The following is a 25839-nucleotide window of genomic DNA, read 5'->3' on the forward strand; positions in this document are numbered from 1 at the left end:
TTATTTACCCCCTGTTACTTGTGCGAGAAGCTCTTCTTTTTCTGCTGCTGTTTCAGCTCCACCAGTTGCAATTTCGAAAGTACGCAATTCAAGTTCGTCACCTTCTAGACCAGTATTAGCAAGAGCATACTCAATGTTATTGATTTCGTGGAACTCAGTTGGGTAAACTTTGACAAATTTATCAACTTCTTGTGCCCAGTTGTCAAGCAAACGTTTAGCTTTGGCACTACCAGTGTATTCGTAGTGTTTTTGAATCATATCCACCAAAACATCGTCACCACGTGTTTCACCAACTTTGTAAAGGTCAACCATTTGACGGTTAACTTTTTCAGCGAAATCGCCATCAGCATCGTAAACGTAAGCAACACCACCACTCATACCAGCAGCGAAGTTACGACCTGTTGTACCAAGGATAACCGCAACACCACCTGTCATGTATTCACAACCGTGAGCTCCGACACCTTCAACAACAACTTTCGCACCTGAGTTACGAACACAGAAACGTTCACCAGCACGACCAGCGAAGTAAGCTTCACCTTTGACCGCACCAAAGAGGGCAACGTTACCAACAATTGGTGAATTTTCAATATCATAAGCAGCATCATGTGGTGGTTTCACAATCAAACGTCCACCTGACATAGATTTAGCAATATAGTCATTGGCTTCACCAACCAAAGTCAATTCCATACCTTGAGTAATAAAGCTTGCAAATGATTGACCAGCAATACCAGTGTATTCGTACTTAATCAAACCAGGTTCAACTGAGTAGTTACCATAACGTTCAGCCATCCAACCTGCCATACGAGCTCCAACAGCACGTTGAACATTGTTGATTGATTCTTTAACTGTTACGCTTGTACCACTATCGACAGCGGCTTTGGCAAATCCATCCAATTCTTTCCATTGACGTGCTTCAGCAAATGGATCTTCTGTCTTACGTTCAATTGGATAAGCTGTTCCAAGCATACGAGAGAAATCAAGTGATTTAGCTTTACCTTTTGGAACAAATTTAGCTTTCAAGATTTCTGAATGTCCAACCATTTCATCAACAGAACGGAAACCAAGCTCAGCCATGTATTCACGCAATTCTTCTGCCATAAACATCATCATGTTGATAACATGTTCAGGTTTACCAGCAAAGTGTTTACGAAGTTCTGGATTTTGTGTTGCAACACCAACAGGACAAGTATTAAGAGAACATACACGCATCATGACACAACCAATTGAAATCAATGTCAAACTTGCAAATGAATATTCTTCTGCACCAAGAAGTGTGGCAATGGCAACATCACGACCTGTCATCAATTTACCATCTGTTTCAAGCGTCATACGTTGACGAAGACGATTAAGTGACAATGTTTGATGAGCTTCAGCCAATCCCATTTCCCATGGAAGACCAGCATCACGAACAGAGTTACGAGGAGAAGCTCCTGTACCACCATCATAACCAGAGATAACAACCTTATCAGCACCAGCTTTTACACAACCTGTAGCGATTGTACCAACACCAGTACTTGAAACCAATTTAACATTGATTTTAGCGTAAGGATTAATAGCTTTAAGGTCATAAATCAATTGAGCCAAATCTTCGATTGAGTAGATATCATGGTGAGGTGGTGGTGAAATCAAACGCACACCAGGCGTTGCACCACGAATTTCAGCAACCCATGGGAAGACTTTTTGACCAGGCAATTGGCCACCTTCACCAGGTTTTGCACCTTGTGCCAATTTGATTTGGATTTCTTCAGCAGACATAAGGTATTCAGCATTAACACCAAAACGACCTGAAGCGACTTGTTTAATCTTAGAGTTCAAGTTACGACCATCTGGCTGTACTTTGAAACGATTACGGTTTTCCCCACCTTCACCAGAGTTAGATTTAGCTCCAATTGAGTTCATTGCTTCAGCGATTGTTTCGTGCGCTTCTTTAGAAAGCGAACCAAAACTCATGGCACCAACTTTGAAACGTTTAACAATTGCTTCTGCTGGTTCAACCTCAGAAAGGTCAACTTTTGGACGATCTGATTTAAATTCCCAGATTGAACGAAGTGTCGTCGGAGTTGACAAGGCTTCTTTATCCAATTCAGCAGTGTATTCTTTGAAGAGTTTGTAATCTCCTTTACGAACAGCTTGTTGGAAATTGTAGATTGTATGTGGATTGAAGAGGTGGTATTCACCATCTGCTTTAAATTGATAGATACCGCCACTTTGCAAATAATCACCACGACGAGGACCAAATGCATCTTCCATACGTTGAAGATATTCTTTTTCAATTTGATCAAGTGACAATCCGCCGATACGAGTTACCGTACCTGTAAAGTATTTGTTAACAACTGAGTCTGAAAGACCAACTGCTTCAAATAATTGAGCCCCTTTGTAACCAAGGATTGTCGAAATCCCCATACGGCTCATAACTTTAACGATACCTTTTTCAGCTGCTTTACGGTATTTTTCAAATGCTGTTTCATCTTTACCGTATTCTTTCAATGTTGCATAAGCACCATAAGGGTGAACGGCTGCAGCACCATAACCAACTAAAGTTGCAAAATGGTGAACTTCAATAGCTTCTGCCGTATCCACAACGATTGAGAATTGACTAGCTTTTCCTTTGACAACCATGTAGTTATTCAAACCAGAAACAGCCAAAAGCATTGGGATTGTTGTTTGGTTTTCTTTTACATTGCGGTCTGAAAGAATGATAATCTTGCTACCATTATCAACAGCTTTTTCAGCTGCTTTGAAAAGATTTTCTAACGCACGTTGCAAACGATTATGTGATGGTTCAACAACATCGTAAACTGTTGAGAGAGTTGTTGCACGATAACGTTCGTCTTGCAAGTTAGCGATTTTGGCAAAATCTTCGCTTGAAAGAACTGGACTATCAATTTTAACTTTGACACAGTTATCAGCACCATCAGCTTTGAAGTTACCATCACCACCGAGGTAAACACTTGTTGAAACGACAATTTGTTCACGAATCGCATCGATTGGTGGGTTTGTAACTTGGGCGAATTGTTGTTTAAAGAAAGTGAAAATAGATTGACTCTTATTAGAAAGAACTGCTAGTGGGCTATCAAATCCCATAGAAATAACAGGTTCTTCACCTTTTTCAGACATTGGGAGGATAACTGTACGAATAACTTCTTCATTATATCCGTAAGCTTTCCACATTGTTTCAATGTCATTTGTTTCTTGAGTTAATTCTGAAGCTTCAAAGTCATTAAGATGTGCAATATTTTCTTCAACCCATTCTTTGTATGGATGTTGTGCAGCATAGTAGGCTTTGACTTCTTCATTACGCATCAATTTACCAGAAGTTGTGTCAATCAACATCATGTTACCAGGTCCAAGCACACCTTTTTCGATAACGCGACTTGGTTCAAGGTCAACAACACCAGATTCACTTGAACAGATTAAGAAGTTATCTTTTGTCAATGAATAACGGCTAGGGCGCAATCCATTACGGTCCAAACGAGCACCAACCATATCACCATCTGTAAAGACAAGAGCAGCTGGACCATCCCACGGAGCCACAAAACTTGATGCATATTCATAAAATGCTTTAAGATCATCAGGAAGACCTGATTCATCACCCCAAGCTTCTGGCACCATCATCAATAAACTTTGTGGAATATCACGGCCATTGCGATAAAGATACTCTAAACAGTTTTCCAACTTGGCAGAATCTGAGTTTTCTTCATTATAAACTTCAATCTGGTGGCTGTGCATCCAGTTTTCTGCACCACGAAGGGTATTGATTTCACCATTGTGAGCCAAGAAACGGAATGGTTGTGCACGATCCCAAGATGGGAAAGTATTTGTAGAGAAACGTGAGTGTGTCAATGCAATGTGTGATTTAAAATGTTCATCTTGCAAGTCAGGGTAGAATAGCCCTACTTGAAAGGCATGAAGCATCCCTTTATACACAATTGTTTTGCTTGAAAGAGAACAGATGAAAAATTCATCAGATGAAAAGCTCTTTTCAAGTTGACGACGCAAGCGGAACAATTTGTCTTCAAAATCACGACCAGCTTTAGTATCATCAGGTTTTTTAACAAAAACTTGTACAAAACTTGGCATAATTTCTTGTGCCGCTGGACCACAATTGTCATAATTGAATGGCACATCACGAGTCATCAAGACATGGAAACCAGCTGATTTAATTTCTGCTTTAACTGCTTCTAGAAGGCTATCTTTAGCCTCAGTATCTTGAGGTAAAAATAGTTGTGCAACAGCGTAGTCACCTTTGTTAGGTAAATCATAACCTGCTTCTTTTGCTTTTACTTGGAAAAATTCATCTGGCAAAGCAAGCAACATTCCGGCACCATCACCAGTATCAGGCTCTGCACCTGTACCACCACGGTGATTCATACGTGTCAACATTGTCAAGGCATAATCAATCAAAGTATGACTTGCTTCACCATCGAGTTGTGCAACAAACCCCATCCCACAGGCATCTGATTCAAAAGATGGATCCCAAAGCGTTGTCTGCTGCGCCCTCAAAGCACTTTCATTCATAGCTCTTACTCCTATCATTAATACAAATAGTCTAAAATAGACTAAAATAGTCTAATTATTCAGAATATTTACTTCACATTATACCACATTCTCTCTAATTAGAATAGCTCTTATTTAAACTTTCTATTTAGAATGTGGTATTTTTTGGAAAAAAAAAGACAGCTAGAAGCTGTCTTACTTACTACTACTTCTTAGTAAAGATCTAGATAGTTGTCGATTTCCCATTGTGAAACAAAGGCCGCATAGCTTGACCATTCAATTTTCTTAGCTTCCACAAAGTTTGTAAAGATGTGATTTCCAAGAGCAGCTTTAACCACTTCATCATCTTGCAATGCTTTAACGGCATTGTGCAATGTTGATGGAAGATCACGAATTCCAGCTTCTTTACGTTCTTCTTGAGTCATGATGTAGATATTTGATTCAACTGGAGCTGGTGCTTCAATTTTGTTTTCAATACCATCAAGACCTGCTTCAAGAAGGACAGCAAGAGCAAGATATGGGTTAGCAGTTGGGTCAACTGAACGAAGTTCCAAACGAGTACCCATTCCACGTGATGCAGGTACGCGGATAAGTGGTGAACGGTTACGTCCAGCCCATGCGATGTAAACTGGTGCTTCATAACCAGGAACCAAACGTTTGTATGAGTTTACAGTTGGGTTCATGATTGCAGTGTAGTTATAAGCGTGTTTCATCAAACCGCCAAGGAAGTAATATGCTGTTTCAGACAATTGCATACCTTTTGGATCTTCAGTATCAAAGAATGCATTATTTCCATCGTAGTCAAACAATGACATGTTACAGTGCATACCTGAACCGTTGATACCGAATTTAGGTTTAGCCATGAATGTAGCGTAAAGACCGTGTTTACGAGCAATTGTTTTAACAACAAGTTTGAAAATTTGAATGTTATCACATGCTTTCAAAACATCAGCATATTTAAAGTCGATTTCGTGTTGACCAATCGCAACTTCGTGGTGACTTGCTTCAACTTCAAATCCCATTTCAGTCAAAACATTAACGATTTCACGACGAGTGTTATCTGCAAGGTCAGTTGGTGCAAGGTCAAAGTAACCACCGCGGTCGTTTACTTCAAGAGTTGGTTCACCTTTTTCATCCAATTTGAACAAGAAGAATTCTGGTTCTGGACCAAGGTTAAATGATTTGAAACCAACTTTTTCCATGTGACGAAGTGCACGTTTCAAGTTACCACGTGGGTCACCTGCGAATGGTTCACCTTCTGGAGTGTAGATATCACAGATCAAACCTGCAACAGCACCATTTTCACCACCCCAAGGGAACACTGTCCATGTATCAAGATCTGGGTGCAAGAACATATCAGATTCGTTGATACGTACAAAACCTTCGATTGAAGAACCATCGAACATTGCTTTGTTTGACAATACTTTGTCAAGTTGTTCGTCAGTTGCTGGGATTTCTACGTTTTTCAATGTTCCAGCGATATCTGAGAACATCAAGCGTAAAAATGTAACATTTTTTTCTTTGACTTCGCGACGGATGTCAGCTGCTGTAATAGTCATGAATTTAGGTCTCCTTTTAAAACCGAAATAACCGAGCGGCGCTTATTTAAATGCGCCAATTGCTAATGTACTGTGATGGGGCCGAAAAACGACCTTGGTTTCGGAGTTCATCTTGTAAGATTCGACGAACATCAGCATCAGTTAAAGACTTCTGCTTTTGAAGTGCTTTATCTTGTCTATCCGCGTATTCACGCTTGATAGCCGCAATATTTAGCCCCTCGTCAAGGAAATCTTTAATTTCAAGCAATCGATCCATATCGTTCAACGAAAACATACGACGGTTACCTGAAGTACGTTCTGGGGTTATTAACCCTTGATCCTCATAATAACGAATCTGACGTGCTGTTAAATCGGTCAATTTCATTACTGTCCCAATGGGAAAAACCGCCATGGAACGTCTGAGTTCTTTTTCTTTCATGATGACCTCCTTCCGATAATTATTATAGTCTGAAAATTCTAAACTGTCAACCCCATATGTCAGGAAATATGACATTAAGACTCAATTTTTTTCATTTTTATTTTTCAACCACTCGCGAACCATGTCTACATCAGAATTAACGAGTATAGCAACAAAGACTCCGCAGAATGTTTCAAACACCCTTGCAAAGACATACAAAATCGTATCCCCAGCTGGGATTGATAGCGTAATAATTAAAAGTGCCGATGTTCCACCAATAATCCCTGCTTTATTATTAATCGAAACATTGATCATAATGCCAAGCATGGTAAATACTGGAACAAAAATCAAAGTCACCCAAAATTGGTTGTGGAAAAATTGATTAATTAAAAAGAAGAGCAAAGATAGAAAACCACCGACACTATTTCCAACAATACGTGAAAAACCAAAGTGAACACTTTTATCCAAACTTTCACGTAAACTGAAAACAGCCGTCAGCGTTCCAATCTGCAGCCCTTCCCAACTAAATAAATGAAATAATAAAAGAACCAAAAAGACAGACAAACCAGTCTTCAGCGTTCGCATCCCTAACTTAAACTTACTCGGATCAAATTTATAATTTGATAAAAGATCTTTCAAATACTTCATAACCCACAACCCAATATATTTTCTTTATTTTAACACATTTTAAATCGTTTTCGCTAGACTGGAATGCGTTTACTTTTTCAAGTGTAAATAAAAGAAGAGCCCCAAAGGGCTCTTCATTTCTCAAAGTTGAGAATTATTTGTCAGTCAATGCAGCAAGACCTGGAAGTACTTTACCTTCAAGAAGTTCCATAGAAGCTCCACCACCAGTAGAGATCCATGAGAATTTGTCTGCACGGCCAAGGTTGATAGCTGCGGCAGCTGAGTCACCACCACCGATGATTGATTTAACGCCTGGTTGTTTAACGATAGCGTCCATTACACCGATTGTACCAGCTTGGAAGTCAGGGTTTTCAAATACACCCATAGGTCCGTTCCAAACAACTGTTTTAGCACCAGTCAATTCTTCATCGAATTTAGCGATTGATTTAGGACCGATATCAAGACCAAGGAATCCAGCATCTACAGCTGCACCTTCAGTATCTTTAACTTCAGTGTAGTCAGCAAAAGCGTTAGCTTCTTTTGAGTCAACTGGCAAGATCAATTTACCGTTAGCTTTAGCCAAAAGTTCTTTAGCAACGTCAAGTTTGTCTTCTTCAACAAGTGAGTTACCGATTTCGATACCTTGTGCTTTAAGGAATGTATAAGTCATACCACCACCGATAAGAACTTTATCAGCTTTTTTCAACAAGTTTTCGATAACACCGATTTTATCTGAAACTTTTGAACCACCAAGGATTGCGATAAATGGACGAACTGGGTTTTCAACAGCTTCTTGGATGTAAGCAATTTCGTTTTCAAGAAGGAAACCTGCAACAGCTTTTTCAACGTTTGCAGAGATACCTACGTTAGATGCGTGTGAACGGTGTGCAGTACCGAATGCATCGTTAACGAAGATTCCGTCACCAAGTGAAGCCCAGTATTTACCAAGTTCTGGATCGTTTTTAGATTCTTTTTTACCGTCAACATCTTCAAAACGAGTGTTTTCAACAAGAAGAACTTCACCATCTTTAAGGTTGTTGATAGCTTCTTCTAGTTCAGCACCACGTGTAACACCTGGGAAGACAACATCTTGACCAAGTTTAGCTGCCAAATCAGCTGCTACTGGAGCAAGAGATTTACCTTCTTTATCAGCTTCTTCTTTAACACGTCCAAGGTGAGAGAAAAGAATTGCACGACCACCTTGTTCGATGATGTACTTGATTGTTGGAAGAGCCGCAGAAATACGGTTGTCATTAGTGATAACGCCATCTTTCAAAGGTACGTTAAAGTCAACACGGACAAGGACTTTTTTACCTTTCAAATCAACGTCTTTAACAGTCAATTTAGCCATTGATAGGACTCCTTATAATTTTTTATACATGCTAATTATATCACAAAACCTGTAAAAGAGGTAGTTAAATCAATAGAATTTGTCCCTCAGCCTCTACAAGCGTACGAGATCTAAAAGAACATATTTACAGAAAACAAAAAAGAGAGGAATAAATCCTCTCTTTAACTGATCAACTCAATGATTATTTAGCAATTTTTGCGAAGTATTCAAGAGTACGAACAAGTTGTGAAGTGTATGACATTTCGTTGTCGTACCATGAAACAGTTTTAACCAATTGAGTACCGTCAGCAGCTTCAGTTACTTCAGTTTGAGTTGCGTCAAACAATGAACCGAATGAGATACCTACGATATCGCTTGAAACTACTTGGTCAGTGTTGTAACCGAATGATTCAGTTGCAGCAGCTTGCATAGCAGCGTTAACTTCTTCAACAGTTACTTTTTTGTCAAGAACTGAAACAAGTTCAGTAAGTGATCCAGTTGGAACTGGTACACGTTGTGCATGACCTTGAAGTTTACCGTTCAATTCAGGGATAACAAGACCGATAGCTTTAGCAGCACCAGTTGAGTTAGGAACGATGTTTTCAGCAGCAGCACGTGCGCGACGGAAGTCACCTTTACGGTGTGGTCCATCAAGAGTCATTTGGTCACCAGTGTAACCGTGAACTGTAGTCATTGTACCAACTTTAAGACCGAAGTTTTTGTTCAAAGCGTCAGCCATTGGTGCAAGACAGTTAGTTGTACATGAACCAGCTGAGATAACTGTTTCAGTACCATCTAGGATTTCGTGGTTAGTGTTAAATACGATTGTTTTAACATCTGATCCACCAGGAGCAGTGATAACAACTTTTTTAGCTCCACCTTCGTGCAAGTGTTTTTCAGCAGCAGCTTTAGTTGCAAAGAAACCAGTTGCTTCAAGAACGATTTCTACACCGTCGTTAGCCCAGTCGATTTGTTCTGGGTCACGTTCTGCAGAAACTTTAACGAATTGACCGTTAACTTCAAAACCACCATCTTTAACAACAACATCACCGTTGAAACGACCTTGAGTTGTATCGTATTTCAACAAGTGAGCAAGCATAGCTGGGTCAGTAAGGTCGTTAATACGAGCTACTTCAACACCTTCAACGTTTTGGATACGACGGAATGCAAGACGACCGATACGACCGAAACCGTTAATACCAACTTTAACTACCATTAGTGATTTCCTCCTTATGAAAATCAAAAAAAAATTTTTTATTTTAAAAGGTTTCCCTTTTAGACAATTGTGAAAAGATTAACTTACGTAGGCACAAATCAACCTTTCAACGCTATTATTATATAACTATTTCGCTAAAATTGCAAATATTATTACCGTTTTCATTACAAAAAAGGACGCTCATTTGAGCATCCTTTTTAACAGTAATTATTCACCAGAATTTTTCTTGATGATTTCTTCTTGAACTGATTTAGGAACGTCTTCGTAGTGGTCAAATACCATCATGAATGTACCACGTCCTTGAGTTGCAGAACGAAGAACTGTTGCGTAACCGAACATTTCAGCAAGTGGAACGAAGGCACGAACGATTTGGCTGTTACCGTGAGCTTCCATACCATCAACACGTCCACGACGAGCTGTAACGTGACCCATAACGTCACCAAGGTTTTCTTCTGGAGCTGTGATTGTAACAAGCATCATTGGTTCAAGAATAACTGGGTGTGCAGTTTTAGCAGCTTCTTTAAGTGCAAGTGATGCAGCGATCTTGAAGGCTGTTTCAGATGAATCGACATCGTGGTATGAACCATCGTAAAGTTTAGCTTTAACGTCAACCATTGGATAACCAGCAAGAACACCGTTAGCCATAGATTCTTGAAGACCTTTTTCTACTGCAGGGATGAATTCACGAGGAACCACACCACCGACGATAGCATTTTCGAATTCGAATCCTTTACCTTCTTCATTTGGAGTAAATTCAATCCAAACATCACCGAATTGACCTTTACCACCAGATTGGCGTTTGAAGAATCCACGTGCTTGAGTAGCTTGACGGAATGTTTCACGGTATGATACTTGTGGAGCACCTACGTTAGCTTCAACTTTGAATTCACGTTTCATACGGTCAACAAGGACGTCAAGGTGAAGTTCACCCATACCAGAGATAACTGTTTCACCAGTTTCAACGTTAGTTTCAACACGGAATGTTGGATCTTCTTCAGCAAGTTTTTGAAGAGCGATACCCATTTTATCTTGGTCAGCTTTAGATTTAGGTTCAACCATCAATTGGATAACTGGTTCTGGAACATCGATTGATTCAAGAATAACTTTAGCTTTTTCATCAGTCAATGAGTCACCAGTTGTAGTATCTTTCAAACCAACAGCAGCGGCGATATCACCAGCGTAAACTGTTTCGATTTCGTTACGGTGGTTAGCGTGCATTTGAAGGATACGTCCGATACGTTCACGTTTACCTTTAGAAGTGTTAAGAACGTAAGAACCGCTGTTCAATACACCTGAGTAAACACGGAAGAATGTCAAACGACCTACGAATGGGTCAGTCATGATCTTGAACGCAAGGGCTGCAAATGGTTCGTCATCTGAAGCTGGACGTTCTTCTTCTTCATCTGTATCTGGGTTAACACCTTTGATTGCAGGGATGTCAAGTGGGCTTGGAAGGTAATCGATAACCGCATCAAGCATCATTTGAACACCTTTGTTTTTGAAGGCAGAACCACAAAGAACTGGGAAGAATTCAACGTTGATAGTTGCTTTACGGATAGCAGCTTTCAATTCAGCTTCAGTGATTTCTTCACCTTCAAGGTATTTCATCATCAATTCTTCATCAGTTTCAGCAACTGCTTCGATCAATTTTTCACGGTATTCGTTAGCTTGATCTACGTATTCTGCTGGGATGTCTTCTTCAAGAATATCTGTACCAAGGTCGTTAGTGTAGATTTCAGCTTTCATACGAACCAAGTCAATGATACCACGGAAGCTATCTTCAGAACCGATTGGCAATTGAATTGGGTGAGCGTTAGCTTGAAGACGATCGTGAAGTGTGCTTACTGAGTAAAGGAAGTCAGCACCGATTTTATCCATTTTGTTTGAGAATACGATACGAGGAACACCGTATTCAGTAGCTTGACGCCAAACTGTTTCTGTTTGAGGTTCTACACCTGATTGTGAGTCAAGAACTGTAACCGCACCATCAAGAACACGAAGTGAACGTTGTACTTCGATTGTGAAGTCCACGTGCCCTGGTGTGTCGATAATGTTTACGCGGTAGTCTTTCCATTGTGCAGTTGTAGCGGCAGAAGTGATTGTGATACCACGTTCTTGCTCTTGTTCCATCCAGTCCATTTGTGAAGCACCTTCGTGTGTTTCACCGATTTTATGGATTTTACCAGTATAGTAAAGAATACGCTCAGTTGTTGTTGTTTTACCAGCATCGACGTGAGCCATGATACCGATGTTACGAGTTTTTTCAAGTGAAAATTCGCGAGCCATTTTTTTCTCCTATTATAAATTTAGTTTACTACTTTATTATAACATACTTTTAGAACGGATAGGCAGGACCTACCCGTTCTAAAGATGTTTTATTAAATTTGATACAACTTAAGCAAAAATAAATTCTGATTAAGCAAATTTCGAATGCCAGTAGTAAAACAAATTAAATGCATTCGAAGTGACGTATCATTATCTTGCAGATTACCAGCGGAAGTGTGCGAATGCACGGTTTGCTTCTGCCATACGGTGTGTATCTTCGCGTTTTTTAACTGAAGCACCAGTGTTGTTAGCAGCATCAAGGATTTCTTTTGCAAGACGATCTTTCATAGTGTGTTCACCACGATCACGTGATGCGTTTACCAACCAACGAAGTCCAAGAGTTGTACGACGTTCTGGACGAACTTCAACTGGGACTTGGTAGTTAGAACCACCGACACGACGAGCACGTACTTCAAGAACAGGCATGATGTTTTCCATAGCTGTTTCGAATACTTCAAGTGCATCGTTTCCAGTAGCTTCTTTAATTTGTTCAAATGCATCATATACGATTGATGCAGCAGTACCACGTTTACCATCAAGCATAACACGGTTGATAAGACGTGTTACAAGTTGTGAATTGTATAATGGATCTGGCAATACTTCGCGTTTTGGCGCTCTATTTTTACGACTCATTCTTTCTTATCTCCCTTCTTATTATCCTTTAGGACGTTTAGCACCGTATTTAGAACGGCTTTGTTTACGGTCAGCAACACCTGCAGTATCAAGTGCACCACGAACGATGTGGTAACGTACCCCTGGAAGGTCTTTTACACGTCCACCACGGATAAGAACAACACTGTGTTCTTGAAGGTTGTGTCCGATACCTGGGATGTATGCAGTAACTTCGATAAGGTTGCTCAAACGTACACGAGCGAATTTACGAAGGGCTGAGTTAGGTTTTTTAGGTGTCATTGTTCCAACACGTGTTGCAACACCACGTTTTTGTGGTGAAGATACGTTAGTTTGAACTTTTTTGTGGCTGTTGTAACCAACGTTAAGAGCTGGTGATTTAGATTTTTCAACTTTAGATTTACGTGGTTTACGTACCAACTGGTTGATTGTAGGCATCTACTTTTCTCCTGTAAGATTTTTATTTTGGTTGATAGGGCGCTTGGTGACAGTCCCTATCTAAAATGTGTACTTTGCAACATTTGTCAGCACGTCTCTGTACACTCTGGAGAGACCAAAAGTAAAAAGTACCGTTCATAATAATACCATAAGACTGGCAACATGTCAACTGATTTTGCTTGTTTTTCCTGTTTTGAAACATTATTTTCAGAGATACAAAAAAAGAGGCAATCGCCTCTTTCTGATTATTTGTCAAAGATATTACCAAGTTCTACTTTAACGTGGTTATTTTTAACGTCAATTTCTGAAACTTTTAGCAATGATTTGTAGTTCATGCGGTCACGTTTTTCTTGTGCATTTTCAGCAAAGACAGCAACACCAACTAATGTACTATCAAATTCTGTCAAAAGGCTAACCATACCAGAAATTGTACCACCACCTTTAAGGAAATCATCGACAATCAATACTCGGCTATTTGGTTTCAAGCTACGTTTTGACAAGAACATCTTTTCAATACGATCACTTGATCCGCTTGCGTAATTGACTGAAACCGTAGAACCTTCAGTGATTTTAAGGTCTCGGCGAACAATAACAAAAGGTACATTTAAAATGTTAGCTACAGCATTAGCTAATGGCACACCTTTTGTGGCAACTGTCATAACAGCATCAATCTTGTGTCCTTTAAAGGCATTAGCAATAATACGCCCTACACTTTGTAGAATGCGTGGTGTACTTAACAAGTCTGATAAATAAATATAACCACCTGGAAGGATACGATTACTTTCTGACATACTATCACGTAAATCTTCAATAACCGACCTTGCTTCTTCTTCAGAGATTCCTGGTGTAAAAATGACACCTCCACTTGCCCCTGTGACAGTTTCAATTTCACCAATGCCAGATTCTTCAAAAGCTTTTTTAATGATGGCAATGTCTTCAGAAATCGAAGATTTTGCTGCTTCATATTTTTCAGCAAAAGTATTTAAGCTTGTCAACTTATAAGGGTTGTTAATCAAATAGTTGGAGATGACAACCATGCGTTCACTACGTCGTAATTTCATAATTTCTCCATTTTTTAGTATCTGTTTTTGTTATTATAACATAAGAAGACGAAAAAAACGAACATTTTAATAAAAAAACTACATTTTTTATGTTTTTTCCTAATGTAAAGGTATTCCAGAGAGCATAATATTAAAATATTTTGTTATTTGATATTTTTCTAACCATGATATTTCACCCTAAAAATCGGAAGAAAAGCTGTCATATCAATGTTGTAAGCGATATCTTTTGATAGTAAAAAATGCTCGATGATATAATAATGGTAAGAAAAGCTGCTGTAAATAATATAACTAATATTTCTGGTTTAATTGATAATTCCTCGTGTATTCGCACACGAGTCAATGAGAAACGGAGGTTCGATTATGAAAAAGCTGTTCAAATTAGCTGGTTTGATGCTAGCAACGATTTTTAGGAGCTTGTCGGGCGCAAAATAACGCTACTGCTTCAAATCAAACCGAAACAACTAGCTCTAGTTATTCTAGCTCAGACATTTTTAATGTAGCATCTCAACTTTTTTGGATGGAACTTATGTTTTAGAAAGATTTGATGAAGTTAAAACTTTAACCATCAAGGATGGAACTGGCAAACTAGAAACTAAGAAATACGACGAAAAAATTGATATTGATTCAGTAAAAGTCAATGTTGACAAACAGATTATCCTAATCGGTGATGATATGAAAACCTATCAATTAGACGGTAATCAACTTACTTTGACTGAAGGTGATGGAAGCCAAGATATCTATACGAAGCAATAACTAATACAACTGTGCATCATTCAAAGGTATCCGTCTGGATACCTTTTTTATAAAAAAAAACCGTGGGCGAACCACGATTAGAATTTCTTAAATCGATTAATTATAGCTTTGGTTTATAGAAAGAACGGTTGTCCATAGCAAAGATACGATTTGTCATTTCGCCTTCATCGATACGGCTTAGGGCCGTTGTCATCATCATCATTTCAGCATCGATATTATCAATCATGTGAATAATTTCTGCTTCCATGACACGTGGCCGAACTGGACTACCATATTCCAGTAAACCATGGTGACTTAAGACAACATGACGGAGAATAATAACATCTTCTTTCGTATCATCAATATTTAACTCTGTCAAAACTTTTGTAATTTCTTCATCAATCAAAGCAATGTGACCGATTAGATTACCACGAACCGTGTACTCTGTGTTGTCTGGACCTGTCAATTCAATAACTTTAGCTAAGTCATGGAGCATAATACCAGCATAAAGCAAGCTCTTATTAAGCTGTGGATAGACATCACCAATCGCATCTGCCAAGCGAACCATAGTTGCTGTGTGGTAGGCTAAACCTGATTCAAATGCATGGTGATTAGTTTTAGCAGCTGGATAAGTGAAGAATTCTTTATCATATTTGCGATAGAGTGCACGAACCACACGTTGCCAAACCGCATTTTCAATTTTAAACATCATCTGTTCAAGATATTCTTTGACATCAAGAACATCAACAGGTGATTTTTCTTTGAAATCGCGTGGGTCATTTGGTTCACCTTCTCGTGTATTACGTAGCGTAATTTGGTTCACTTGAGGTGTGCCGTTATAGACCTCACGACGTCCTTTCATATAAACAACTTTACCTGCAGTGTATTCTTCAACGTTATAAGGCTGAGCATCCCAAAGATTTCCTGAGATTTCACCACTATCATCTTGGAAGGTGAAGGCGATGTAATCTTTACCAGCTCTTGTCTTACGAAGTTCTGCAGATTTTATCAAGTAGAACCCTTCAAAGAGTTCGTCTTTTTTCATTTGACTAATTTTCATGATTGTCCTCTTCTTCTAATGGTGGGAGGTTAAGCAAGCTTTTCGTTGCTTGATCTTGGTAAGATTCTACTGTATTCAACGCACGGATAATTGCATTTGTTCGTGTGGAAATCAAGCTATCCAAGGTATTATTTGCAGTATTAATTTGTTTTTGAGCTTTAACAAGCATATTGCCAAATTTCTCAAATTCCACCTTAACATTCCCTAGAATCTTGCTGATATCGTTCGCATTTTTCTGAATATTAAGAGTTTTGAATCCGACAGCAAGCGAATTTAATAGAGCTGATAGCGTTGATGGGCCTGCCACAACAATATTCTCATCACGTCGCAAGCTATCAAAGAAGCTAGCATTGCGAACCACTTCTGAATACAATCCTTCTGTCGGTAAAAACATAATACCGAAATTAGTTGTCTCAGGTGGATTTAAGTATTTTTTATTGATATCTTTAGCAAATCGCTTGATACTATTTAGAAGTGACTTACGATAAAGTTCAACTTGTTCCTTATCACCACTTTCATAAGCATCTTCTAAACGATAATAATCTTCCAACGGGAATTTTGAATCGATTGGCAAATAAACATAGCCATCGTCTTCAACTCCTGGGAGTTTGATGGCATATTCCACGCGTTCGCTTGAGCCAGAAACGGTCGGAACTTCACGTTCGTACTGACTTGGCGTCATGATATCTTCGATAATTTGCCCTAATTGCAATTCACCGAGAATACCACGCGTTTTCGTATTAGAAAGCACTTTGTTCAAGGTACCAACATCCTGAGCGACTGTTTTCATCTCACCCAAACCTTGATTAACAGATTCTAATTGTTTTGAAACTGTCTCAAATGAGGCTTTCAAACGATTCTGCAAAGTCTGCTCTAGCTTTTCTTCAACGGTCTGACGCATTTCTTCTAAGCGTTTTTCATTAGACGCTTGCATTTCTTTGACAGAATTTGTCAAATTACGATTAATGATTTCTAGGCGTTGGTCAGAACGGTCGCGGTTCTCACTTAGACTTTTATGAAGAACATCGCGAATATCATTTAATTGTGTGTATAAATCATTTTGCAGACGATTAAGCTGATTATTCAAAGCCAAGACCTGATCTTTTTGAGCTAAATCAAGTTGATAAGAGACTTGGTCAGATAAATTATCTGCATTATCGTCCATTTTTTGTGATAAATCATCAGTTAGCTTTGCGATTTTTGATAAAAGGTATACCAACAAAGCAACTCCGATGACTCCTAACAATAAAGTTATTACTAACATATTACCTATCCTTACTCTGAATAACGATAAGATAACCCGATGCTAAGGTAACTGTAATAGGCTGCTGGTCTAGAAATTCGTTGCTAGAATAAATTTTCTTTTTGAAAAAATTTTTAGCATTCAAATTATATTTAGCTCCTTCAATGGTTAAATCTGCATCGCCATCAGCCATAAACGAAACATAACTCATTCCATCTTCTGGCATAACATGACAAGTTCCAGCAGGATAAAATTGAACACTATTTTGCTTATCTCGCAAAGTTATCTGACGCATAAATGGTGCTAAACCAGGATCTCCAGGCAAGAAGAGATTGGACATCATATGATCAATTCGACCACCAAAAGCTCCGAAAATAGTCACTTGGGCTTTCGGATACTGCTCAAAAACAGTTTTTAGAGCTAGTTCTGTGTCAGTGTCATCCTTTTCAGGATTTGCTTGAATAAAAACACCTGCTTTATGCTGAATCCCTTGCAATTCATCTTGACTAACTGAGTCAAAATCACCAACTGCAATATCCAGCGGGAGCTTATTTTCTAATAAAAACAAACTGCCTCGATCCACACCAACATAAACATCAAAACCAGTGGAAAAATCTGATAATTGACCACCAGCAAATACAGCTACCTTAGTCATCTAAAGCCACGCGCAATGTTTCTACTTGTGCAGTCAAATTGCTTGCTTTAAAGAGATATGATCCTGCAACAAAGACGTTAGCTCCGGCTTGATAGCATGCTTTAATAGTCTTGTTATCTACACCACCGTCAACTTCAATATCAAAATCGTAACCTTTTTCGTCACGAATTTTAGCAACTTTTTGAACCTTTTCAAGCATTTCAGGAATGAAAGCTTGACCACCAAATCCTGGGTTAACTGTCATGATAAGCACTTGGTCAACCAAGCTCAAAACAGGTTCAATAGCTGAAACAGGTGTTCCTGGGTTGATAACAACACCAGCTTTCATGCCAGCTTTTTTAATTTTTTGAAGGGCACCATGAATGTGAAGGGTTGATTCTGCATGAATTGTCATGATATCAGCACCAGCTTGTGCAAAAGCATCAACAAAGCGTTCGGGATTGACAACCATCAAGTGGCAATCAAAAACAAGTTTGCTGTGTTTACGCATGCTAGCCACAACATCTGCACCAAAAGTAATGTTAGGTACAAATTGGCCATCCATAATATCGATGTGCACATATTCAGCACTTGTTTCTTCAATACGTTTTAATTCTGAAGCAAAGTTAGCATAATCAGCAGCTAAAATTGATGGAGCGATTTTATTGTTTGACATAAGTACCTACTTTCTTTTTACAACTTTCTTATATGTTTCGCGACGATTCTCAATTTCACTGAGAAATTGAAGATAGTTATCATAACGTGACTGCCAAAGTTCTCCAGACTCAACGGCGTCTTTGACCGCACACGATGGTTCATGAGTATGCGTACATGAACGGAATTTACACAAACGACTTAAACGACGGAGCTCTGGAAAAGCTTTGTTCAGGTCTTCTGCATTAGTTATTTCGTAATCCAGTGATGAAAATCCTGGCGTGTCAGCGATTTTACCACCGTTGACATTATAAAAACTAACAGCTCGTGTCGTGTGTCGACCACGCCCAAGACTATCTGAAATTTCACCTGTTTCTAGTTTCAAATCAGGAGCAATCTTGTTTAGCAATGTTGATTTTCCAACACCTGTCTGTCCCATAAAGGCGGTTACTTTGTCCGTCAAGAGCGGAAGCAATTCGTCTAAAGATGTGCAAAATTGATAGCCAATTTCTTGGTATTGTTTTTGAATCGCTGCAATCTCATCAGGACTTGTCAATAAATCCATTTTTGAAATATAAACAATTGGTTCAATCGCCTTATGCTCTAATAAAACCAAGAAACGGTCTAACAAATTAGCATTAAAATCAGGCTCTTTAGCTGACATGATGACCACCGCTTGGTCAATATTGACAATTGGTGGACGAACAAGACTGTTTTTTCTGTCATGAATTGCTAAAATATAACCTTCTGAATGGTCTTCTGCTGAAAAATCAACGAAATCACCGACGTAAGGTGTTTGACCTTTTTTTCTAAAATTTCCACGCGCACGTGTTTGATAAACAACTCCGTCAGATTCTACATAATAGAAACCTGCTAGAGACTTGATAATTCTACCTTGCAAATGTATTTCCTTTTTTTGATTGATAGTCCCATTATAGCAAAAAATGGGCGTTTATTCAGTAATCAAGCCAAAAGATTTCACTTGATTGGCTTTTTTACTTCAAAGGAGTATAATGGCATTGTCTTTTAGAAATGGTGACATAGCTAATGTTTTTGATTAAGCACACTTCACATCACTATTAGAGTTTGGAAAGGTGGCCCAGCTTGGTACGGCACCAGACTCGAAATCTGGCAAGTGGAATCCTTTCACACGCGGGTTCAAATCCCGTCCTTTCCTTTTTAAAACACAAAACGCCAACTAACAAGCTGGCGTTTTTTCTATTTCAGATTTTCCATTTTTAACCTTAAGTCTTTGATATATTTTCTAGAAACATAACAGGTTTTATCATCGTCAAAATAAACCAAACCTTCTTTTTTATCTAACCTAACAATATTATTTAGGTTAATCAGATATGATTTATGACATCTAAATAATTTCTGATTAGCTTGCATCACTTCTTTGATTGAACCATAAAAATGACGTTGTCCAGTTTTTGTAATCAACTTCAGGCGATGACTTTCCGCGGTTTCAAAATAAAGGATATCTTCCAAGGGAATGCGGATTTTCGTTTTGTTATTTTCAAAAACAAATATTTCCTTAGGAATGTTAAAGCCTTGGTCCTCAAAGACCTTTTGCAAGCATTTTTTTAAGTTATCTTTTATCGCATCATCTTTATCTGTTTTGTCAATAAAATCAAGTGCACTAACTTGCGCTCGATAAGTTAATAACATGAATTCAGAGTGAGTCGTCACAAAAACAATTGTCGCTGTGCGTGATTTTTCCCTTATCGCCTTAGCCACTTCAATTCCTTTAGTATTATCTCCGTGAATATCAATATCCAGGAAAAAAATTTGAGGAAAAGACTCCTCAACTAGGTTAGTTAAACAATCAGGTTCACTAAATAAATCAAAATGACGAGTTTCCCACTGATTTGTCTCGAGTAAATCTCCAATCATTTTTTCAATACGGAACTGCTGATTTACATTATCTTCTAATACATAGATATCAATCATTGTTTTCTCCCTTAAACAATAACATCATTGATCATCTATTATTGTAACATATAAAAAATCCCTATCGACCGACAGGGACTAAAAAACTATTAGTTGCAAGCAAAAACATCCTATTGTCTAAACTCAACACTCCTGACTCAATGTGTAGAAAGGGTTGGTGTGCGGTCGATGAAGGATACTAGTGCTCCGCTCGTCTTGCTCTCTACAATTTCATCAAACTATTTCCTTTTAATATCAAGTAGTTCTTTTTTTATGGATGGATTTTTCTCCCAGAAAAACACTAATACTAGCGCATAAATCACCTTTATCTTCCCCAGAAATGATTTTAAAAGTATTGTAAGTATTCTCTGAAAAACAGATGTCAAAAGTTAAACTAATACTTGACAATAATGTCAGCTATTATTTTCCCCTAATCTCCAATAACAACTAAACTGAAATAGCAGGTTGATTGATCAATAAAACTCTTAAGATTTCTAAACTCATTTGCCACTAACCCAAAAAGCAAAAGTGAACAAAAATCTAATTCGTCAATGCTCCAACTAAGAAGTTATCCTCTGATAACCATATCTATCATACCCTTTTTTCGTGCCAATTTAACGCCCAATTCCTAAAAGGACAAAAAACATTCCTAAGAGGACAAAAATTAGCTTTTTAGGAATAATTATGCCTCAAAAATTCGGACAACTTGTGTGAATGTGTAATCTGAACTGTGGGTTTCAACCGACAGATTTTCGTAGTCATCTTGGAAATCCATTAGTGTGGCCAGACCAATTCCGCGATTATCTCCTTTGGTTGAGTAGCCACGCTCAAAAATCTTAGTTAAATCCACCGATTTTTCCTTAGTTGAATTCTCAATCATGAAAACAAAATCACCATCTTGGTAGAAATTAGCCACGGAAATTTTGGGAGTTTCAGATTCCAAAGCTCCTTCTATGGCATTATCAAACAGAATCGACAAAATTCGAATATAGGAAATCAATGGAATCTTTGGAGTTTCCATTTTTTCAGCAACTTCCAAACTAATCGTGATACCCTGATTTTCCGCCTGCAAAAATTTAGCAGACATCAGACTTTTGACGCCGCTGTCTGCGATGTTAGCCAAGCGAGTCAAGTCAAACTTATTATTCTTAACCAGTTTCGTCGAATCGGCCGTGATTTCCTCGTAAATTTTCTTGATGTCATCAAGATTGCCTTGATCAATCCCCATTTTTAAGGTCATCAAAACATTAGCATAATCATGCCTAAAGCTGCGCACTTCCTGATACAAACTTTCCACGTGCTTGCTATAATTTTCAAGTGCTGCAAGCTCCATCTCCTGATTGCGAAGCAATTCGTTTTTCTGCTCTTGCCCATGACGAAAATTGAGATAAAAGAGGAAAATAAAAAGAAGAATGAAATAGAGGAAGATAACTGCTCTATAAATATTTCTATTCGTTGACATATCCTCAAAAGGCGCTATAGCCGCAAAACATTCCATTCCTGGACAAAACATTAGCATTAAAACATTTACAATTCCCAGCATTTTCGGACTAACATAATACTTAATAGTCTTGCTGACATTTGAAATGTCTATATTTAACCATTTCGAAAGCAAGTGATAAAAAATTGGTGGAACAAAAATAGCTATAGTTGTAATGAGCCAAACTAGCCAAGAATGTACTTGAGCTGCCATCGGAGTTATTTTTATTGAAAAAAGTCCCATTATTGTATAGCCAAACACTCCTTGTATAATCATATAAAGATTATTAGGATATAAGGCATAAAAAATATGATATCTGATTTCTAATTTTGGATTATGTCTATATGATATCAGCATAAAACCTAAAATAATGGCAATATCTTTTATAACTAATAATCCTATCTTTAAAGTATTACCAGCTAAAACACCAAAAGCAATCGACCCAATTTGAACAAACATTATTATTGCACACCACTCAAGGAGGGTTATCTTAGTTTTAGTTATTTGTTGGAAAAGAAAACCTATTATGATATATCCAAAAAAATTCAAAAGAACTGTAATAATAAATACAACAATCTCAATCATCTACTATCTCCCTCATATATTCTCACCACTTGTGTGAATGTGTAATCTGAACTGTGGGTTTCAACCGACAGATTTTCGTAGTCATCTTGGAAATCCATCAACGTTGCCAGACCAATTCCGCGATTATCTCCCTTGGTTGAGTAGCCACGCTCAAAAATCTTAGTTAAATCTACCGATTTTTCCTTGGTTGAATTTTCAATCATGAAAACAAAGTCACCATCTTGGTAAAAGTTAGCGACTGAGATTTTTGGCTCCGCAGATTCCAAAGCTCCTTCTATGGCATTATCAAACAGAATCGACAAAATTCGAATATAGGAAATCAATGGAATCTTTGGAGTTTCCATTTTTTCGGCAACTTCTAGGCTAATTACAATTCCTTGATTTTCCGCTTGCAAGAATTTGGCTGACATCAGGCTTTTGACGCCGCTGTCTGTGATGTTAGCCAAACGAGTCAAGTCAAATTTATTATTTTTGACCAGTTTCGTCGAATCAGCCGTGATTTCGTCGTAAATTTTCTTGATGTCATCCAGATTGCCTTGGTCAATCCCCATTTTTAAACTCATCAGAACATTGGCGTAGTCATGCCTGAAACTGCGTACTTCCTGATACAAACTTTCCACGTGCTTGCTATAATTTTCAAGTGCCGCAAGCTCCATCTCCTGATTGCGAAGCAATTCGTTTTTCTGCTCTTGCCCATGACGAAAATTGAGATAAAAGAGGAAGATAAAGAGAAGAATAAAATAAATAAATGAACCACATTCATGAATTCTTTTAGCCACAACACTATTAAAAGGCGCTACTAATGGTAAAAGATCAAAACCAAAATAATAAAACAACATTAAACAATTAATTACTGTTATAGTTTTAGCCTTTAAGTAATTTTTCAAGGTCTTTCTGACATTTGAAATATCAATATTCAACCATTTGGATAACAAATAATAAAGTATCGGTGGAACAAGTAATACTGAAAGCATCACTACTGACATTGACTGAAATGGTGATATTTTAATATCTAAAAACTCATACAAAAAATAGCCGTAGATTCTTTGAAGAACGGTAAAAACAATAATCGGATATAAAGCATAAAAAAGATGATACCTAACGTTTAATTTTGGCTTATGCCGATAAGATAAATACATTAAACTAAAAAGTAATGCTATATCTTTTCCAAAAACCATTAACATCTTCGAAAAATGAAGAGTTAATACATTAAAGGTACTTAAACATAGATGAAACACTACTCCATACATCACCCATTCCATCACACTCAATTTATTTTTGGTGATTTCTTGAAATAGAATTCCAAATATTATTAGACTCAACAAGTTTGCTAAAAAGGCTAGACACTCAGCTAAAATGCTCACTTACTTCTCCCTATTCTCATTTATTATTTACTATCTAAAGATTTTAATCTTAAAAATTGTGACTTTTTTAATTGTATCATGTTGGAAGAATATTGGATATACTTATTTTTATAAAAAATAAAAAGGCTGTGAAGCCTTTTTTTGTTTGTATTATTCGATGTTAACTAGAAGATTCTAATCTCCATTAATTTTCTAAGTTCTTTTAATTTTTCAGATTGTTCAGGAGTGAAGTGAACATTGCTGTGTAAAACGGTATCTGTTAATTCTAAACTCATGCGATTCATAAGAAAAGGAAATGATGTTCCGTTTGTTTTAAATTCATTAAGATAATGTGTCAATGTTTTTTTCACACTTGTAGCAGAATCATTTGTTTGTAAATCAAGAAGCAACTCCTCAATAATTCGGATAGCTTCCTCTCTTCTTTCTTTTCCACCTGAAAACCATTTTAATTTTGCCATCTAAAATTCTCCTTTTCCCACTCAATTTCAATGAAAAATAACCCCAGTTGCAGCTAATCCAAGCGCAAGATTTCCTTCAAACAATCCATGACTAGAGATTTTTTTGTAAAAGTCGTTGACACTTGAAGACATTTTTTCTTTTTTAGAAACATTTGCAATGCCAATCTGGCGTAAATCAGAAGCAAGACTCACAACAGCTTTGTCAAAATCTTTGCCATTTTCTACAGCATTTTTAAACTTCAGTAAAACTTGACGCTCTTCTTCTTTGATATCAACAGATAAAACAAGGTTATAAACGTCATTTAACAAATCTTCCTTGACTAATTTTCCCATAACAATTTCCTCCTATGGCATTAAAGCATTTACTAGACTTCGGCCAAAATCTCGCCCAGTTGAATAGACATGTTCAAAAATGACAGGATAAGCGATGATTAATAAAGCAAATCCAATGACTGTAATGGTAATTTTGTATTTTGAAAATAACGTCTTAAGCATATCTCATTCTTTCTAGTTTTAATGCAGGGCCAAAAATCTACTTGTTACCAAGCTAGATGTCGCTCTGATTTTCTTTTTCATTTCTCAGCTATATTATACCCTTTTTTCGTCACTAAAACGGAGCAAGTCGCAAACAGTCGTTTTTTCGTCGTAAATGGTAAAAATCATCGTTTCAGGAAATTTACTCATCATAAAACAAAAAGACCGAATCCCGTAAGATTCAGTCTTCTCATTATTACAATCTCTAGTTTAGCGTATTTTTAATACGTATCGTCTGACAGAAATGATGAGCTACACTATCCGTTTCAACCGTGAGATTTGGATATTTTCGCATCATCTGATGAATCGTGGTTAGACCAATACCGCGACCATGTCCTTTACTTGAATAATCTTTTTGATAAATCAAATCAACAGGAACCTGCTCCTCTTTAGTCGTATTATCCACAATTAACACATACTCATCATCTTGATAAAAACAAGCAATGGTTATTGCAGGACGCTCTGCTTCTAATGCTGCTTCGATGGCATTATCACATAAAATAGCCAATAAACGAATGTAATCTAACAGTGGAATATCAGGTGCTCCAATTTTTTCCTTTACTTCTAAATCAACTTCAATATGATTGGCCTCAGCTTCTAAAAATTTAGCTGATAAAAGACTCTTTATGGCATCATCTTCGATATTTGCCAGGCGACTAATGTTAAATTTACTATTTTGAATAAAATCAGCCGAGTCCTCTAGAACGGATTCATAGATTTTCTGAATCATTCCGATATCTTTTCGATCAATTCCCTCTTTTAAGCTGACCAAGATATTCGCATAATCATGACGAAAGGCACGTAATTCCTCGTATAACCCCTCAACTTTCTTGCTGTAAGCTGATAAATATCTTAATTCTTGCTCACGGGCATTAGCAATCTCTTTTTCAAGTCTATTTTGGTAAGAATGATTCATATAAAATAACATTAAGATAAAGAAAGCAAAGTAAATGACTACTAGCCATTGTCGATAGATCAATGTTGAAAAATTTTCCAGAAATTCTACTGCAGTTAAAGTTTCAATCACCACATAGTAAAAAATCATCGTCACATCTGTAAAAAACATCTTTTTACGCAATGATT

General features: G+C 37.6%; 23 protein-coding genes and 1 tRNA gene. 2 read left to right on the forward strand and 22 right to left on the reverse strand.

Going from position 1 to position 25839, the window contains the following annotated elements; genetic code table 11:
* The 10 genes from gltB to purR all read right to left on the reverse strand — a co-directional run bounded on the left by gltB (window position 1) and on the right by purR (window position 14080).
* Window positions 1-4518, reverse strand: a complete 4518-nt coding sequence (gltB, locus tag SFC32_RS06500) for a glutamate synthase large subunit (protein ID WP_411049585.1) — start codon at window positions 4516-4518, stop codon at window positions 1-3.
* 191 nt (window positions 4519-4709) lie between these two features.
* Entirely contained in the window at window positions 4710-6056 is a 1347-nt protein-coding gene (gene glnA / locus SFC32_RS06505; protein WP_039696248.1) for a type I glutamate--ammonia ligase, read from the reverse strand.
* 46 nt (window positions 6057-6102) lie between these two features.
* The gene (locus SFC32_RS06510) at window positions 6103-6474 is read right to left on the reverse strand and encodes a MerR family transcriptional regulator (RefSeq protein ID WP_015695674.1); all 372 of its coding nucleotides are present in this window, start codon (window positions 6472-6474) and stop codon (window positions 6103-6105) included.
* Window positions 6475-6555: 81 nt separating this feature from the next.
* Complete coding sequence (locus tag SFC32_RS06515) at window positions 6556-7101, reverse strand: FUSC family protein (RefSeq protein WP_074564453.1); 546 nt, start codon at window positions 7099-7101, stop codon at window positions 6556-6558.
* Between the two features lie 133 nt (window positions 7102-7234).
* On the reverse strand, window positions 7235-8431 hold the full coding sequence (locus SFC32_RS06520; protein WP_033153373.1) for a phosphoglycerate kinase: 1197 nt from the start codon (window positions 8429-8431) through the stop codon (window positions 7235-7237).
* A gap of 181 nt (window positions 8432-8612) precedes the next feature.
* A complete protein-coding gene (gene gap / locus SFC32_RS06525) occupies window positions 8613-9626 on the reverse strand; it encodes a type I glyceraldehyde-3-phosphate dehydrogenase (RefSeq protein ID WP_021143165.1) in 1014 nt (337 codons plus the stop codon).
* A 207-nt stretch (window positions 9627-9833) separates the two neighbouring features.
* Window positions 9834-11912, reverse strand: a complete 2079-nt coding sequence (gene fusA / locus SFC32_RS06530) for an elongation factor G (protein WP_020917479.1) — start codon at window positions 11910-11912, stop codon at window positions 9834-9836.
* 201 nt (window positions 11913-12113) lie between these two features.
* A complete protein-coding gene (gene rpsG / locus SFC32_RS06535; protein WP_004233289.1) occupies window positions 12114-12584 on the reverse strand; it encodes a 30S ribosomal protein S7 in 471 nt (156 codons plus the stop codon).
* Between the two features lie 21 nt (window positions 12585-12605).
* Window positions 12606-13019, reverse strand: a complete 414-nt coding sequence (rpsL, locus tag SFC32_RS06540; RefSeq protein ID WP_003066537.1) for a 30S ribosomal protein S12 — start codon at window positions 13017-13019, stop codon at window positions 12606-12608.
* Between the two features lie 245 nt (window positions 13020-13264).
* On the reverse strand, window positions 13265-14080 hold the full coding sequence (gene purR, locus SFC32_RS06545; RefSeq protein WP_020917482.1) for a pur operon repressor: 816 nt from the start codon (window positions 14078-14080) through the stop codon (window positions 13265-13267).
* Window positions 14081-14593: 513 nt separating this feature from the next.
* On the opposite strand from purR, the gene SFC32_RS06550 reads away from it, so the two are divergent.
* Window positions 14594-14833, forward strand: coding sequence for a hypothetical protein (locus SFC32_RS06550; RefSeq protein ID WP_411049586.1), 240 nt, complete (start codon window positions 14594-14596; stop codon window positions 14831-14833).
* 100 nt (window positions 14834-14933) lie between these two features.
* Here SFC32_RS06550 and SFC32_RS06555 read toward each other — a convergent pair whose 3' ends face one another.
* From SFC32_RS06555 to rsgA, 5 genes are read right to left on the reverse strand one after another with little or no spacing between them, the layout of a single operon-like run.
* The gene (locus SFC32_RS06555; protein ID WP_006531898.1) at window positions 14934-15872 is read right to left on the reverse strand and encodes a 3'-5' exoribonuclease YhaM family protein; all 939 of its coding nucleotides are present in this window, start codon (window positions 15870-15872) and stop codon (window positions 14934-14936) included.
* Complete coding sequence (gene rmuC, locus SFC32_RS06560) at window positions 15862-17136, reverse strand: DNA recombination protein RmuC (protein ID WP_006531897.1); 1275 nt, start codon at window positions 17134-17136, stop codon at window positions 15862-15864. The genes SFC32_RS06555 and rmuC overlap by 11 nt, the downstream gene beginning before the upstream one ends.
* Before the next feature lies 1 nt (window position 17137).
* Window positions 17138-17770, reverse strand: coding sequence for a thiamine diphosphokinase (locus tag SFC32_RS06565; RefSeq protein ID WP_411049587.1), 633 nt, complete (start codon window positions 17768-17770; stop codon window positions 17138-17140).
* Complete coding sequence (gene rpe, locus SFC32_RS06570; RefSeq protein WP_204983251.1) at window positions 17763-18425, reverse strand: ribulose-phosphate 3-epimerase; 663 nt, start codon at window positions 18423-18425, stop codon at window positions 17763-17765. Before rpe ends, SFC32_RS06565 begins: the two co-directional genes overlap by 8 nt.
* Window positions 18426-18431: 6 nt before the next feature.
* Window positions 18432-19304: a ribosome small subunit-dependent GTPase A gene (gene rsgA, locus SFC32_RS06575; RefSeq protein WP_411049588.1), complete on the reverse strand. Its 873-nt coding sequence runs from the start codon at window positions 19302-19304 to the stop codon at window positions 18432-18434.
* A gap of 187 nt (window positions 19305-19491) precedes the next feature.
* Here rsgA and SFC32_RS06580 point away from each other — a divergent pair.
* Window positions 19492-19580 (forward strand) — tRNA-Ser (locus tag SFC32_RS06580).
* 41 nt (window positions 19581-19621) lie between these two features.
* On the opposite strand, the gene SFC32_RS06585 is transcribed toward SFC32_RS06580, so the two are convergent.
* The 7 genes from SFC32_RS06585 to SFC32_RS06615 all read right to left on the reverse strand — a co-directional run.
* Window positions 19622-20356 carry a LytR/AlgR family response regulator transcription factor gene (locus SFC32_RS06585; protein ID WP_411049590.1) on the reverse strand — a complete coding sequence of 245 codons (735 nt, stop codon included), beginning with the start codon at window positions 20354-20356 and terminating at the stop codon, window positions 19622-19624.
* A gap of 661 nt (window positions 20357-21017) precedes the next feature.
* Window positions 21018-22400, reverse strand: coding sequence for a sensor histidine kinase (locus SFC32_RS06590; RefSeq protein WP_411049591.1), 1383 nt, complete (start codon window positions 22398-22400; stop codon window positions 21018-21020).
* A complete protein-coding gene (locus SFC32_RS06595) occupies window positions 22397-23764 on the reverse strand; it encodes a sensor histidine kinase (RefSeq protein WP_411049592.1) in 1368 nt (455 codons plus the stop codon). The genes SFC32_RS06590 and SFC32_RS06595 overlap by 4 nt, the downstream gene beginning before the upstream one ends.
* A 164-nt stretch (window positions 23765-23928) precedes the next feature.
* Window positions 23929-24222, reverse strand: coding sequence for a bacteriocin immunity protein (locus SFC32_RS06600; RefSeq protein ID WP_411049593.1), 294 nt, complete (start codon window positions 24220-24222; stop codon window positions 23929-23931).
* A gap of 27 nt (window positions 24223-24249) precedes the next feature.
* Window positions 24250-24555 carry a bacteriocin immunity protein gene (locus SFC32_RS06605; RefSeq protein WP_411049594.1) on the reverse strand — a complete coding sequence of 102 codons (306 nt, stop codon included), beginning with the start codon at window positions 24553-24555 and terminating at the stop codon, window positions 24250-24252.
* 12 nt (window positions 24556-24567) lie between these two features.
* A complete protein-coding gene (locus SFC32_RS06610; protein WP_039696228.1) occupies window positions 24568-24717 on the reverse strand; it encodes a hypothetical protein in 150 nt (49 codons plus the stop codon).
* Between the two features lie 244 nt (window positions 24718-24961).
* On the reverse strand, window positions 24962-25839 hold an 878-nt coding region (locus SFC32_RS06615; protein WP_411216637.1), incomplete at its 5' end, for a sensor histidine kinase.

The organism is Streptococcus sp. TATVAM-FAB8 (assembly GCF_046592795.1).
GTDB classification, from domain to species: Bacteria; Bacillota; Bacilli; order Lactobacillales; family Streptococcaceae; genus Streptococcus; species Streptococcus ruminicola.

Bases quoted from the DNA above. Each gene is read 5' to 3' on its own strand.
- rpsL (WP_003066537.1), bottom strand. From the start codon at position 13,019: ATGCCTACAATCAACCAGTTGGTACGTAAACCACGTAAATCTAAAGTT.
- SFC32_RS06510 (WP_015695674.1), bottom strand. From the start codon at position 6,474: ATGAAAGAAAAAGAACTCAGACGTTCCATGGCGGTTTTTCCCATTGGG.
- SFC32_RS06590 (WP_411049591.1), bottom strand. From the start codon at position 22,400: ATGATTGAGATTGTTGTATTTATTATTACAGTTCTTTTGAATTTTTTT.
- SFC32_RS06520 (WP_033153373.1), bottom strand. From the start codon at position 8,431: ATGGCTAAATTGACTGTTAAAGACGTTGATTTGAAAGGTAAAAAAGTC.
- rmuC (WP_006531897.1), bottom strand. From the start codon at position 17,136: ATGTTAGTAATAACTTTATTGTTAGGAGTCATCGGAGTTGCTTTGTTG.
- SFC32_RS06600 (WP_411049593.1), bottom strand. From the start codon at position 24,222: ATGGCAAAATTAAAATGGTTTTCAGGTGGAAAAGAAAGAAGAGAGGAA.
- rpsG (WP_004233289.1), bottom strand. From the start codon at position 12,584: ATGAGTCGTAAAAATAGAGCGCCAAAACGCGAAGTATTGCCAGATCCA.
- gltB (WP_411049585.1), bottom strand. From the start codon at position 4,518: ATGAATGAAAGTGCTTTGAGGGCGCAGCAGACAACGCTTTGGGATCCA.
- gap (WP_021143165.1), bottom strand. From the start codon at position 9,626: ATGGTAGTTAAAGTTGGTATTAACGGTTTCGGTCGTATCGGTCGTCTT.
- SFC32_RS06555 (WP_006531898.1), bottom strand. From the start codon at position 15,872: ATGAAAATTAGTCAAATGAAAAAAGACGAACTCTTTGAAGGGTTCTAC.
- purR (WP_020917482.1), bottom strand. From the start codon at position 14,080: ATGAAATTACGACGTAGTGAACGCATGGTTGTCATCTCCAACTATTTG.
- rpe (WP_204983251.1), bottom strand. From the start codon at position 18,425: ATGTCAAACAATAAAATCGCTCCATCAATTTTAGCTGCTGATTATGCT.
- SFC32_RS06605 (WP_411049594.1), bottom strand. From the start codon at position 24,555: ATGGGAAAATTAGTCAAGGAAGATTTGTTAAATGACGTTTATAACCTT.
- fusA (WP_020917479.1), bottom strand. From the start codon at position 11,912: ATGGCTCGCGAATTTTCACTTGAAAAAACTCGTAACATCGGTATCATG.
- SFC32_RS06585 (WP_411049590.1), bottom strand. From the start codon at position 20,356: ATGATTGATATCTATGTATTAGAAGATAATGTAAATCAGCAGTTCCGT.
- SFC32_RS06565 (WP_411049587.1), bottom strand. From the start codon at position 17,770: ATGACTAAGGTAGCTGTATTTGCTGGTGGTCAATTATCAGATTTTTCC.
- glnA (WP_039696248.1), bottom strand. From the start codon at position 6,056: ATGACTATTACAGCAGCTGACATCCGTCGCGAAGTCAAAGAAAAAAAT.
- SFC32_RS06515 (WP_074564453.1), bottom strand. From the start codon at position 7,101: ATGAAGTATTTGAAAGATCTTTTATCAAATTATAAATTTGATCCGAGT.
- SFC32_RS06610 (WP_039696228.1), bottom strand. From the start codon at position 24,717: ATGCTTAAGACGTTATTTTCAAAATACAAAATTACCATTACAGTCATT.